The sequence below is a fragment of the Streptomyces sp. NPDC060209 genome, assembly GCF_042728155.1.
In the GTDB taxonomy this organism is placed as follows: domain Bacteria; phylum Actinomycetota; class Actinomycetes; order Streptomycetales; family Streptomycetaceae; genus Streptomyces.
Window position 1 is genome coordinate 1 of the sequence record NZ_JBHWZS010000254.1, and the last position, 12,350, is coordinate 12,350.

Consider the following 12,350-nt stretch of genomic DNA (forward strand, 5'->3'; position numbering starts at 1 on the left):
GCCTCCACGAGGCCGGGGGCGCTCCTGTGTGCGGCTGGGCCGTCAGGGCCGCTGGAAGACGACCTCGGGGTTGCCGGGTGTGGGGCCGTCCAGCAGACGCTGGTGCCGTCCGCGCAGGTGCTGGTCGAGGAAGGCGCTGACGTAGTCACGGGTGATCCGGACCTGCCGGTCGGTGGAGAGCGTGACCGAGGGGTCCAGCGTCACACCCATCCGGTCCTCCAGGACGGGTATGTCCGTGAAGCTGGAGTGGCCGGAGCCCTCGACGCCGATCCAGCGCTTCCAGCCGTCCAGCCGCTGCCAGCCCTGGTCCCAGGACTCGTCCCCGCCGCCGGGGGAGTGGAGGGACGCGGTGCCCAGCATCATGAAGGGGCGCCCGCCGAGGCCGGACGCGGGAACGCGTTCCTGGAACGTGCCGTCCATGTTGATCCCCGCGTCGAAGCGCGGGTCGGCGAGCATCGCGGAGGCGGCCGCACTGCCCCCGATGGAGTGGCCGGCCGCGGCGACCCGGTCCGGGTCGATCATGCGGGAGTTCTTCCAGGCGGGCCGGTGGCCGGTCAGCCGGTCCAGTACGAAGGAGAGGTCCGCGGCCCTTCCGGTGGAGACGAGCCGGCCCAGCTCCTCCCGGGCCTCCTTCGTAGGCGCGGACTCCATCTTCTCGCAGGCCACGCAGGTCAGGAGCCGGCCGTCGGGCAGTTCGGTCCCGACGGACTCGTAGGCGTGGTCGACGCTCGCCACCACGTAGCCACGGCTCGCCAGGTCCTCCGCGAGCGAGGTCACCGTCGCCCGGGGGTTGCCGAAGCCGGGGGAGAGCAGCACCAGGGGGAAGCGGCCGTGGGCCGTCCGTGCGCCGGTGCGGGCGTGGGTGCCGAGCTCGCTGAGGGCCGCCGGCGGCACCGTGTCCTCCAGCCCGGCGCCCGTCAGCACCAGCCGGGCTTCCCCGGTGCTCATGTACGGAGCGGTGGCGCCCTGCCGTCCGGGGCGGGCGGGGTAGTACAGGGACACCATCAGCTCCCGGGCCCCCGCCTCCGGCACCCAGGGGTCGGCCCGGTCGTGGTCGGTGAGGTGCAGGACCTCGGTGCCGACGGCGTACGGGCCGGTCGGGCGGGGCAGTTCGGTCGTGGTGGCCGCTGTGGACGCCGTCGCCGCCGGTGCGGGCCCCGATAAGGCCTGGGCGGTGGCGACGGGCGTGGCCAGCAGGAGCATGGCTGAGAGGGCGGCGACGGCCGTCCGTCTGCGGAGTCTCATCGTCATGCCAGGGACACTAGGCGGCGGAATCGGGCGCAAGCATCGGCCCCAGGTGTGATCCCGTGGGGGACCAGGGTCGTACGAGGGTGCCCCACCAGGGTCCGGTGGACGACTACCGGCCATCGTGGCCGGGCCGCTTCCCTTCCGTACGACGGCGGACGGAACCGCGCCGTACTCTTACCGAGGAGTAGCGCCGTGGGGGCGGGAGGGAAGTCTGACGTGGGTGCAGTGAAGAGCAAACGGATGCCGCGCGCGGTGCGTGAGCAGCAGATGATGGACGCGGCTGTGCGGACGTTCGCGCAGCGTGGGTACCGGGCCGCCTCGATGGACGAGATCGCGGAACTGGCCGGTGTGTCCAAGCCCTTGGTCTATCTGTATCTGAATTCCAAGGAGGAGCTCTTCACCGCGTGTATCCGCCGCGAGGCAAAGGCGCTGGTGGAAGCCGTGCAGGCGGCGGTGGAGCCAGGGATTCCGGCTGACGGGCAACTGTGGGCGGGGCTGCGGGCGTTCTTCACGCACACCGCGGAGAACCCGGACGGCTGGGCGGTGCTGCACCAGCAGGCGAGCTCGCACGGGGAGCCGTTCGTCAGCGAGGTGGGTGCGCTGCGTAAGGAGATCGTTGCGTTCGTGACGGGTCTGATCGGGGCGGCGGCGCGTGAGGCGCACCATGATCCCGCGCTGCCCGACCGGGATGTGGCGGGGCTCGCGCAGGCGCTGGTGGGGGCGGCGGAGGCGCTCGCCGGGTGGGCGAACGTCACTCCCGGTGTCTCGGCCAAGGAGGCCGCCACCACCTTGATGAACTTCTCCTGGGCGGGCCTGGAGAATCTGATGCACGGGCGCGGCTGGCAGTCCCGGGGAGAGTGAGCAAGCGGTCTCAGCCCTCCCGGGTCACGCCCCCGGTGAGGTGGACGCGGCTGCCGCCGCGCACCTGGAACGCGGTGTCGTCGGCGGCGTAGGTGACGGTGGAGGGCAGCAGGACAGGCGCCCTGAAGTCCGCCCGCACGGAACGGATCCGGCCCGGTTCGTCTGCTCCGGTCCCGCTCCCGGCCTCCGCGAGGCAGCGGGCGACGGTCCACATGCCGTGCGCGATGTGCCGGGGGAAGCCGAAGAGCCGTGCCGTCACGGGGTGGAGGTGGATGGGGTTCCGGTCACCCGAAGCCGCCCCGTACCGCCGTCCGAGGTCGGCGGGCAGCCGCCATTCGGCCACGGTGGGCAGCTCCGGCGACGTGGCCGGGGACGGGGAGGGGGCAGCCGCTGCTCCGGTGGCGTGCCGTGACAGGTAGCCGCTGCGCGACTCCCAGACGAGCTCGCCCGCGAGACGTGCCTCTGTCACCATCGTGACCTCGGTGCCGCGGCGGTGCGGCGTCAGCCGGGCGGCGTGGACGGTGAGTCCGAGCTCGTCCGTCGGGTGCAGCGCCCGGTGCCCGGTGATCTCGATCCAGGTGTGGACCAGTCCCAGAACCGGCAGCGGGAAGTCGCGGCCCGTCATCAGCCGCATGGCGAGCGGGAAGCCCAGCACATGCGGGTAGGTGAGCGGCAGTGGGCCCGATTCGGCGAAGCCGCAGACCTTGCTGTACGCGGCGAGGGGGCCGGGGGCGATCCGCCCGGGCGGCAGCACCTCACGGCCGGCGGGGAGCGTGGCGCCGGGGCGCCCGGCCCGCTTGAAGGGGGAGGTGACGGCTCCGCGGACGAGGGACAGGCTCAGGCCGGTCATGGATCACGCCCCCAGCAGGCTCTGGCCGCAGACCCGCACGATCTGGCCGTTGACGGCGCCGGACGCGGGCTGGGCGAACCAGGCGGTGGTCTCGGCGACGTCGACCGGAAGTCCGCCCTGGGACAGGGAGTTCATCCGGCGGCCGGCCTCCCGGATGAAGAGGGGCACGGCGGCCGTCATCTTCGTCTCGATGAAGCCGGGCGCGACCGCGTTGACGGTGACGCCGTGCTCGGCGGCGGCACGCGGGGCCAGGGAGCGGACCAGGCCGATGATGCCGGCCTTGCTGGCCGCGTAGTTGGTCTGGCCGTTGTTGCCCGCGATCCCGGCGATGGACGCGGTGGCGACGATCCGGCCGCCGCGGTTCACGGTGCCCGTCCTCAGGAGGGCGTCCGTGGTGCGCAGGACGCTGTCCAGGTTGACGTCGATGACCGAGGCCCAGCGGTCGGCCGGCATGTTGGCGAGCCTGCGGTCCCGGGTGATGCCCGCGTTGTGGACGAGGACGTCGAGGCCGTCGGGGGCGGCCGCGGCGATCAGGTCGGCCGCTTCGGGCGCGGTGATGTCCAGGGGCAGCGCGGTGGCGCCGAGGCGGTCGGCGGTGCGGACGAGCTCCTCCTGGGCCTGCGGGACGTCCAGGCAGATCACCCGGGCGCCGTCCCTGGCGAGTACGGAGGCGACGGACGCTCCGATGCCGCGTGCCGCGCCGGTGATCAGCGCGGTGCGTCCGTAGAGCGGCGCCGCCCAGTCGGCCACCTCGCCGGGTGCGTCGGCGGTGAGCTGGACGACCTGGCCGCTGATGTACGCGGAGCGGGGGGACAGCAGGAAGCGGAGCGTGGATTCGGCGGAGGCGGCGCCCGCCCCGGGGGCGAGCCGCAGCAGCTGCGCGGTGGCACCCCGGCCGATCTCCTTGCCGAGTGAGCGTACGAATCCTTCGAGGGCCTGCTGGGCCGCCGCCTGGTGGTGGTCGTCGGCGGACGGCGTGGTGCCGAGGACGACGACGCGTCCGCCGCCGGCCAGTGACCGTACGACGGGGTGCAGAGCGGCGTGGACGTCGGCGAGACCGGCGGCCGTGGTGATGCCGGTGGCGTCCAGGACGACGGCGACGGGGCGTTCGGACCGGCCGGTGACTCTCAGGCCGGTCGCGGCGAGCACCGGGCCGAGCGTGTCCGAGTGGACGGAGCTACCTGCGGTGAGGTGGAGCAACGGCCCGTCGAGGGACGGGGTTTCCAGGGTCCACCGGCGGAGCTGTGCGGGCTGCGGCAGGCCGAGCCTGCGGCTCAGGAAGCGGCCGGGTGCCGTGCCGGTGAAGTGCAGATAGCGGTCGGCCATTGTCTGGACTCCTGCTCGGTCGTAGATTTACTCCAGAGTAAGGTTACTCAAGGGTCAGGAGTTGTCGAGATGAGTTGGTCGAGTTGATTCCCCTCGCACTTCCGCAGCCGCGCCGGGTCGCGGTCATCAGTGGCAGTCGCATTCCGTTCGCCCGCTCCGACGGCCCGTACGCGCGTGCGTCGAACCAGGACATGCTGACCGCCGCGCTGGACGGACTCGTCGAGCGTTTCGGCCTGGAGGGACAACAGGTCGGTGAGTTCGTCGCCGGCGCGGTCCTCAAGCACAGCCGGGACTTCAATCTGGCCCGCGAGACCGTCCTGGGCTCCACCCTGGACCCGCGCACACCCGCGTACGACATCCAGCAGGCGTGCGGCACCGGTCTGCAGGCCGTCGTCGCCGCGGCCAACAAGATCGCGCTCGGCGCGGTCGACTCGGCGATCGCGGGCGGCGCGGACACCACGAGCGACGCGCCCCTCGGGGTCAACGACCGGCTGCGCAGGATCCTGCTGGAGGCGCGCCGCGCCAAGTCGGCGGGGGCCCGGATCAGGGCGCTGGCCGCCGTCCGCCCCAGCCACCTCGTCCCGGACATCCCGCGCAACGCCGAGCCCCGCACCGGTCTTTCGATGGGCGAGCACGCGGCGGTCACCGCCCGGAAGTGGGGGGTGGCCCGCGAGGACCAGGACCTGCTGGCCGCCACCAGCCACCAGCGGCTCGCCGCGGCGTACGAACGCGGCTTCCTGGACGATCTCGTCGTCCCGTATCTCGGCCTGGACCGCGACCAGAATCTGCGTCCAGGCTCCACGGTGGAGAAACTCGCGACGCTGAAGCCGGTGTTCGGTGCCGAGCACCCCGACGCGACGATGACCGCGGGCAATTCGACCCCGCTCACCGACGGCGCGGCCACCGTGCTGCTGGCGAGCGAGGAGTGGGCCGAGGCGCACGGTCTGGAACCGCTGGCCTATCTGTCGCTGTACGAGACGGCCGCCGTGGATTACGTGAACGGCGAGGACGGGCTGCTGATGGCGCCCGCGTACGCCGTGCCTCGCATGCTGGAGCGTGCCGGGCTGACCGTCGGGGACTTCGACCTCTTCGAGATCCACGAAGCCTTCGCCTCCCAGGTGCTCGCCACCCTGGCCTCCTGGGAGAAGCAGGGGCTCGCCCCCGTCGACAGGGACAAGTTGAATGTGGTCGGATCATCCCTCGCCACCGGACACCCCTTCGCCGCGACGGGCGCCCGGATCGTGGCGACCCTGGCCAAGCTCCTCGCGGAGCGGGAGGCGCCCGGCAGGGGGCTGATCTCGGTCTGCGCCGCGGGCGGCCAGGGGGTCACCGCCATCCTCGAACGCCCCTGACCCCACCCGGAAGCCCGCCGTCCAGCCGCCCATACGTACGTGAACGACCCCGCGCATCCAGCAGCCGCCTCGGCGCCGGACCCAGGGACGGGCCCGGCGCCGGACCCCATGTCGAGGAGCCGCTCGTGTCCAAGCCCGCCCCCGCCGCCATATCCGCGCCCCCTGTTCCCGTCCTGGTCGAGCCGACCAAGGTCAGGGCGGCCGACGGCACCGTCCGCGAAGTCTCCGTGCCGCCGCTCGCGCCGACCGTGCGGCGGGGCTCGCTCGCCGAGATCCCCTTCGACAACGCCCGGGAGGCTCCGTCCGAGGCGGTCCTCAGCCGCAAGCAGGCCGACAGCAACTGGCAGGACGTGACCGCCGCCGAATTCGCCGCGGAGGTCCAGGCCGTTGCCAAGGGCCTGATAGCGGAGGGGCTCCAGAGCGGTGACCGGGTCGCGATCATGGCCCGTACGACCTATGAGTGGACGCTGCTCGACTTCGCGTCCTGGGCGGCCGGGCTTGTCACCGTGCCCGTCTACCCCACCTCGTCGGCCTTCCAGACGCGCTGGATCCTCCAGGACTCCGGAGCCGTCGCCTGTGCCGTGGAGACGAAGGAGCAGGGCCGGCTGGTCAGTCAGGAGCGGCAGCAGCTCGGGGACCTCGCCCATCTCTGGCAGTTCGACACGGGTGCGATAGGCCGGCTGAAGACGCTCGGCAAGGACGTACCGGACGCGGTCGTCGCCGCCCGTCGCGGTGCTCTGGAACCGGACAGCCCCGCCACCCTCATCTACACCTCGGGCACCACGGGCCGGCCCAAGGGGTGCGCCCTGACCCACGGGAACTTCTTCGCCGAGGTCGACAACGCCATCGAGCTGCTCCACCCGGTCTTCAAGTCCGTGTCCAAGTACCCCGCGTCCACCCTGCTGTTCCTCCCCCTCTCCCATGTCTTCGGCCGGATGGTGGCGATCGGCTGCATGCGCGCCCGGGTCCGGCTCGGGCACGCGCCGTCGATCCGGACGGAGGATCTGCTCGCGGATCTGGCCGGCTTCAAGCCGTCGTTCCTGCTGGCCATCCCGTACGTCCTGGAGAAGGTCTTCAACACCGGCCGGGCCACCGCCGAGAAGATGGGCCGCGCCTCGTCCTTCGACCGCGCCGCACGCATCGCGCGGCGTTACGGCGAGGCGGTCGAGGCCGCCGAACACGGCACGGGTCCCGGCCCCGGCCTCGGACTCCGTGCCGCCCGCGCCCTCTACGACCCGCTGGTATACCGGCGTATCCGTGCCGCGCTGGGGGGCCACGTCAAGTACGCGATCTGCGGCGGCTCCCCGCTGGGGCGCAGGCTCGCCGCGTTCTACGCGGGGGCGGGCATGCAGATCTTCGAGGGCTACGGCCTGACCGAGACCACCGCGGCGGCTACGGTCACCCCGCCCCTCAAACCCCGCCTGGGCACGGTGGGCTGGCCGCTGCCGGGCACCGCCGTGCGGATCGCGGACGACGGGGAGGTGCTGCTCAGCGGTGGCCAGGTCTTCCAGGGCTACTGGGACACCGAGCGCGGCGAGGCCGTGCCCTACCTGGACGACGACTGGTTCCCGACGGGCGACCTGGGAGCACTGGACGAGGACGGCTACCTCACGATCACCGGCCGCAAGAAGGACATCATCATCACGTCCGGCGGCAAGAACGTCACGCCCGCCCCGCTGGAGGACTGGCTGCGCGCCCATCCGCTGGTCAGCCAGTGCATGGTGGTGGGGGACAACCGGTCGTTCATCAGCGCCCTGATCACCCTGGAGCCGGACGGCCTCGCCCACTGGCGCCGGATGCGGAAGAAGGACGGCGTCCCCCTGGGTGAGCTCGTCCACGACGAGGAGTTGCGCTCCGCGCTGCAGCGCGCCGTCGACGAGGCCAACCGGCTCGTCTCGCGCGCCGAGTCCATCCGTAAATTCACGGTCCTGGCAAAGGACTTCACCGAGGAGAGCGGTCACCTCACACCGTCGCTGAAGCTGAAACGGGACGCGATCACGCGGGACTTCGAGGCGGAGATCGAGGAGCTGTACCGCAAGTAGTCCTTGTCCCCACGATGGCTCCGAGGCGTACGTCAGGCATACGACGGGAAATTTTTGAACCACCGCAAAACAGACAGGGGTGCGATTCCCGTACGCTTCCCTGTCGCGCCTCGGAGCGTTGATTGCAAGGTGTTTTGCATGCAATGCCTTTGATGTGTCGCGTCAAATCCCCTTCATGTGTTGCGAGTCAAGGGTGAGACAATGGAGTCTCAACCTCCGGATATGGAAACCGCAGCGCATAGCGTCCTCCCCATGACTGAGCTGGACGCGCGGCCACAGGCCGGAGACGCGGTACGGGGAAGCGGCGTCCCGGCCGACGGCGGCGTACGCGAGAAGGGCCTCGGCGGGAACTCCGTCGGCCTGGTGGGCAGTGCCGTCCTCGGTATCTCCACCGTCGCTCCGGTGTACTGCCTGACCTCCACCCTCGGCTCCACCGCCGGCGAGGTCGGTGTGCAGATGCCCGCCGTCTTCCTGGCCGGGTTCCTCCCGATGCTGCTGGTCGCCTTCGCGTACCGGGAGCTCAACAAGGCCGTGCCGGACTGCGGGACCTCGTTCACCTGGACGGTGAAGGCCTTCGGGCCGCGTCTGGGGTGGATGTGCGGCTGGGGGCTGGTGATCGCCACGATCATCGTCCTGTCGAACCTTGCGGGCGTCGCCACCTCCTACTTCTGGCTGCTGGCCGGCGAGATCTCCGGCAGCGACCGGGTCGCCGCCCTGGACGGCAGCAAACCGGTCCACATCCTCACGTGCCTCATCCTGATCGCCGTCGCGACGGCGATCAGCTACCGGGGGATGACGGCCACCAAGGGCCTCCAGTACACCCTCGTGGCCCTCCAGCTCGTGGTCCTCGTGGTGTTCGTGGCGATGGCCCTGCAGAAGGCGGGCAGCGGCGACTTCGCCGCGACGTCCACGGACTTCTCCTGGTCCTGGCTGAACCCGTTCGCCGTCCGGTCCTTCGCCGCCTTCACGGCGGGGCTGTCCCTCTCGATCTTCATGTTCTGGGGCTGGGACACCTGTCTCACCGCCAACGAGGAGACCACAGGATCCGAGAAGACGCCCGGCCGTGCCGCCCTCATCGCGATGGTCGTCCTGGTCGGCTCCTACCTGGCCACCGGAATCGCCGCCCAGATGGCCGTCGGTACCGGCGGCTCCGGGCTGGGTCTGGCCAACCCGGACACCTCCGACAACGTCTTCGCCGCCCTGGCCGGCCCGGTCATGGGGCCCGGCCTCGGCATCCTGCTCTTCGTGGCGGTGCTGGCCTCGGCGGCCGCGAGTCTGCAGACGACCTTCATCCCGGTCGCACGCACGGTCCTGGCGATGGCGGCGTACGAGGCGCTGCCCGCCTCGTACGCCAAGGTCCACCCCCGCTTCCGGACGCCCGGCAGGGCCACGGTGGTGGCAGGGGTCGCGACCGGGGTGTTCTACACGGTGATGACCCTGGTCAGCGAGCACGTCCTGGTCGACACGATCTACGCGCTCGGCCTGATGATCTGCTTCTACTACGCGCTGACGGCTTTCGCCTGTGCCTGGTACTTCCGCGCCGACCTCACCCGGTCCGCCCGCGACCTCGTCTTCAAGGGCCTGTGCCCCGTCGTCGGCGGCATCCTGCTCACGGCGGTCTTCGGCAAGACCCTGTACGACATGTGGGACCCGGCGTACGGCTCCGGATCGTCCGTCCTCGGCGTCGGCTCCGTCTTCGTCATCGGTGTCGGGCTGCTGCTGCTCGGCGTGGTGCTGATGGAGGCCGTGCGGCGTCGCAGTCCGGCGTTCTTCCGCGGTGAGGTGCTGACGAAGGAGACCCCGGCGTTCGTGGTGAGCGACTGATCGGCAGAACGGCCGGGTGACCGCGAGACTCAGTCGGCGCGCCAGTAACCCAGCGCGTTCACCCGGTCCTTGGGGACGGCCAGTTCCTTGCGGGCGTAGGAGCCGAGGGCCCTGGTCGTCGCCGTGTCGCAGGCGATCCAGACGTACGCGTCCGAGGCGTCCTCACCGAGCAGGCCGGGCAGGGCGGCCTTCACCTCGGAGACCAGGTGCGCGCTCGCCCACGTCGCGGCGCGGGACGGTGTGCGGAGGGACGGGAAGGGAGTTGCGGCCGAAACGGAGCGACAAGCTCTGCGGAGCGGCCTCGGCGGTGAGCCGCACCGCATACCTTGGAGCCGTCACGGACGACGACCGAGGAGCCTCGCATGCGGATCGCCACAACGATCTTCCTCACCGACGAGACGATCACGCCGGTCCGGCTCGCGCGCGAGCTGGAGCAGCGCGGGTTCGCCGGGCTGTATCTGCCCGAGCACACCCACATCCCCGTGAGCCGGGACACCCCGTATCCGGCGGGCGGTGAGCTGCCGGACGAGTACGGCCGCACCCTCGACCCCTTCGTCGCGCTGGGGCAGGCCGCCGCCGTCACCGAGCGGCTGGCCCTCGGCACCGGCATCACGCTGATCGCCCAGCACGACCCCATCGATCTGGCGAAGCAGGCCGCCACGCTCGACCATCTCTCCGGCGGCCGCCTCACGCTCGGTATCGGCTACGGCTGGAATGTGGAGGAGGCCGCCGACCACGGCGTGCAATGGTCGACCCGCCGCGCGCTCGGCAGTGAGCGGCTGGCCCTGATGCGGGCCCTGTGGGCGGACGAACCGACGGCGTACGACGGAGAGTTCGAGTCTGTCCGGGCGAGCCACGCCTATCCGAAGCCGGTGCAGAAGCCGCGCGGGCCGGTGAACGGCCCGCGCACCCTGATCGGCGGGGCGGCCGGGCCGAAGCTGTTCGCGCGGATCGCCCAGGAGGCGGACGGCTGGCTGCCGATCGGCGGGCGCGGCCTGTCGGAGTCCGTGCCGAAGCTGCGTACGGCCTGGGAGGAGGCGGGGCGGGACCCGAAGCAGCTCCAGGTGGTTCCGTACGCCGTCCAGCCCTCGCCGGGGAAGCTGGCGTACTACGCGGATCTGGGCGTCGACGAGGTCGTCCTGCAACTGCCCCCGGCCGAGGAGGCCGAGGTGCTGCGCGCGCTGGACGCGTATGCGGCGTATCTGTGAGAAACCTGTGGCTCATAACCTGCCGTGGTGAACTTCCGATGCAACCGACGACGCTAAAATCGCATCTATCACATTCGGACATCGATGGTGCGGCCCATGTGCGTGTGTGCTCGGCTGCCTGGGGAGCGGGAGCGCGATGAACAGGCCGTTGCGGCACATAGCCATATTCTGTGGGCTGTTGATGCTGGCTCTGCTGATACGGACGAACTGGCTCCAGTACGCCAAGAGCGAGGAGCTGGCCACCCACGAGCACAATCGGCGCGTCAAGATCACCCAGTTCGCCACCCCACGCGGCGACATCATCGTGGGCGGCAAGGCGATCACGGGGTCGAAGGAGGTCGAGGGGACCGACTTCAAGTACCAGCGCACCTTCAAGCAGGGCCCGATGTACGCCCCCGTCACCGGCTACGCCTCCCAGGCGCAGGGCATGTCCCTCCTGGAGAAGACGTACGACAGCATCCTCAGCGGCCAGGACGAGCGCTTCGCCTTCCAGAACGCCAAGGGCATCCTCACCGGTGAGGAGAAGCGCGGCGGCAATGTGGTCACCACCATCGACCCGAAGGCGCAGGAGGCGGGCTACAAGGGCCTGACCGACCTCGACGCCCGGGGCGCGGTCGTCGCCCTCGAACCGTCGACCGGCAAGGTCCTCGCCCTGGTCTCGACACCCTCGTACGACCCTTCGGTGTTCGCCGGCAACTCCTTCAAGGAGGGCGACAAGTTCCAGGCGATGGTCGACGAGAAGAGCAAGCCGCTGGCCAACCGGCCGCTGCGCGAGACCTTCCCGCCCGGCTCCACCTTCAAGATCCTCACGGCCGCCGCGGCTCTGGAACACGGCGTCGTCACGGACGTCGACGCCCCTACCGACGCGGTCTCCCCGTACCCGCTGCCGCTCTCGTCGAGCAAGATCAGCAGTGAGGCCGGCGACGCGGTCTGCAACAAGGCGTCGATGAAGACGGCCATGCAGTACTCCTGCAACAACGTCTTCCTGGACGCCGCCCTCAAGGTGGGCGACCAGGGGATGCGCGAGACGGCCGAGAAGTTCGGCTTCAACGCGGACGTCTACTCCGACGCCTTCGGCGACATGCTCGCCACCAAGAGCCTCTACCCCGAGAAGCTCGACAAGCCCGGCACCGCACTCACCGGCATGGGCCAGGGCAGCCTCACGAGCACCCCGATGCAGATGGCCATGGTCACGGCGGCCCTCGCCAACGACGGCAAGCTGATGCAGCCGTACATCGTGGAGAAGCTGGACGGCCCGGATCTCTCCACGCTGGAGGAGCACGAGCCGCAGCTCAAGAGCGAGGCGGTCTCCGAGGAGACGGCGAAGAAGGTCCAGGAGATGATGGAGTTCACCGCCAAGGAGGGCAGCGCGAAGCGCGCCCTGATCGACGGCGTGACGGTGGGCGGCAAGACGGGTACGGCTCAGCGCGGGGACGACGTGAGCAAGGAAGTCCCGTACGGCTGGTTCGTCTCGTACGGCAAGAAGTCCGACGGCCAGTCGGTGGCGGTCGCGGTGTTCATCGACCCGACCGCGATGGACATCTCCCGCTCGGACATCTCGGGCGGTGGCCTGGGCGGCCCGATCGCGAAGGACGTGATGAAGGCGGTACTGGGCAAGTAGGACCGGCCCCCGACGCAC

9 protein-coding genes and 1 pseudogene are annotated in these 12,350 nt (G+C 70.7%); 6 read left to right on the forward strand and 4 right to left on the reverse strand.

Going from position 1 to position 12,350, the window contains the following annotated elements:
* Positions 1 to 42 precede the first annotated feature (42 nt).
* The gene (locus tag ACFWFI_RS33155; protein WP_387397555.1) at positions 43 to 1,245 is read right to left on the reverse strand and encodes an alpha/beta hydrolase family protein; all 1,203 of its coding nucleotides are present in this window, start codon (positions 1,243 to 1,245) and stop codon (positions 43 to 45) included.
* Positions 1,246 to 1,488: 243 nt separating this feature from the next.
* Here ACFWFI_RS33155 and ACFWFI_RS33160 point away from each other — a divergent pair, with 243 nt between their 5' ends.
* Positions 1,489 to 2,109, forward strand: a complete 621-nt coding sequence (locus ACFWFI_RS33160; protein ID WP_387397558.1) for a TetR/AcrR family transcriptional regulator — start codon at positions 1,489 to 1,491, stop codon at positions 2,107 to 2,109.
* Between the two features lie 10 nt (positions 2,110 to 2,119).
* On the opposite strand, the gene ACFWFI_RS33165 is transcribed toward ACFWFI_RS33160, so the two are convergent.
* Positions 2,120 to 2,368 (reverse strand): MaoC/PaaZ C-terminal domain-containing protein, encoded by a 249-nt coding sequence (locus ACFWFI_RS33165; protein ID WP_387397561.1) that lies wholly within the window; start codon positions 2,366 to 2,368, stop codon positions 2,120 to 2,122.
* 594 nt (positions 2,369 to 2,962) lie between these two features.
* Entirely contained in the window at positions 2,963 to 4,285 is a 1,323-nt protein-coding gene (locus tag ACFWFI_RS33170) for a 3-oxoacyl-ACP reductase (protein ID WP_387397538.1), read from the reverse strand.
* 74 nt (positions 4,286 to 4,359) lie between these two features.
* Between ACFWFI_RS33170 and ACFWFI_RS33175 the strand changes: the two genes are divergently transcribed.
* The 3 genes from ACFWFI_RS33175 (at position 4,360) to ACFWFI_RS33185 (ending at position 9,503) form a co-directional block, all read left to right on the forward strand.
* Entirely contained in the window at positions 4,360 to 5,637 is a 1,278-nt protein-coding gene (locus ACFWFI_RS33175; protein WP_387397541.1) for an acetyl-CoA C-acetyltransferase, read from the forward strand.
* Between the two features lie 125 nt (positions 5,638 to 5,762).
* The gene (locus ACFWFI_RS33180) at positions 5,763 to 7,679 is read left to right on the forward strand and encodes an AMP-dependent synthetase/ligase (protein ID WP_387397544.1); all 1,917 of its coding nucleotides are present in this window, start codon (positions 5,763 to 5,765) and stop codon (positions 7,677 to 7,679) included.
* A gap of 252 nt (positions 7,680 to 7,931) precedes the next feature.
* Positions 7,932 to 9,503 carry an APC family permease gene (locus tag ACFWFI_RS33185; RefSeq protein ID WP_387397546.1) on the forward strand — a complete coding sequence of 524 codons (1,572 nt, stop codon included), beginning with the start codon at positions 7,932 to 7,934 and terminating at the stop codon, positions 9,501 to 9,503.
* A 29-nt stretch (positions 9,504 to 9,532) separates the two neighbouring features.
* On the opposite strand, the pseudogene ACFWFI_RS33190 reads toward ACFWFI_RS33185, so the two are convergent.
* A pseudogene (locus ACFWFI_RS33190) lies at positions 9,533 to 9,721 on the reverse strand (SIP domain-containing protein); the annotation flags it as partial.
* A 144-nt stretch (positions 9,722 to 9,865) separates the two neighbouring features.
* On the opposite strand from ACFWFI_RS33190, the gene ACFWFI_RS33195 reads away from it, so the two are divergent.
* Complete coding sequence (locus ACFWFI_RS33195; RefSeq protein ID WP_387397549.1) at positions 9,866 to 10,711, forward strand: LLM class F420-dependent oxidoreductase; 846 nt, start codon at positions 9,866 to 9,868, stop codon at positions 10,709 to 10,711.
* 136 nt (positions 10,712 to 10,847) lie between these two features.
* Positions 10,848 to 12,332 carry a peptidoglycan D,D-transpeptidase FtsI family protein gene (locus tag ACFWFI_RS33200; RefSeq protein ID WP_387397552.1) on the forward strand — a complete coding sequence of 495 codons (1,485 nt, stop codon included), beginning with the start codon at positions 10,848 to 10,850 and terminating at the stop codon, positions 12,330 to 12,332.
* The last annotated feature ends 18 nt before the right edge of the window (positions 12,333 to 12,350 follow it).

What these genes read in the sequence shown, in the direction of transcription:
- ACFWFI_RS33200 (WP_387397552.1), top strand. Translation starts at nt 10,848, where the DNA reads ATGAACAGGCCGTTGCGGCACATAGCCATATTCTGTGGGCTGTTGATG.
- ACFWFI_RS33195 (WP_387397549.1), top strand. Translation starts at nt 9,866, where the DNA reads ATGCGGATCGCCACAACGATCTTCCTCACCGACGAGACGATCACGCCG.
- ACFWFI_RS33160 (WP_387397558.1), top strand. Translation starts at nt 1,489, where the DNA reads ATGCCGCGCGCGGTGCGTGAGCAGCAGATGATGGACGCGGCTGTGCGG.
- ACFWFI_RS33170 (WP_387397538.1), bottom strand. Translation starts at nt 4,285, where the DNA reads ATGGCCGACCGCTATCTGCACTTCACCGGCACGGCACCCGGCCGCTTC.
- ACFWFI_RS33185 (WP_387397546.1), top strand. Translation starts at nt 7,932, where the DNA reads ATGACTGAGCTGGACGCGCGGCCACAGGCCGGAGACGCGGTACGGGGA.
- ACFWFI_RS33155 (WP_387397555.1), bottom strand. Translation starts at nt 1,245, where the DNA reads ATGAGACTCCGCAGACGGACGGCCGTCGCCGCCCTCTCAGCCATGCTC.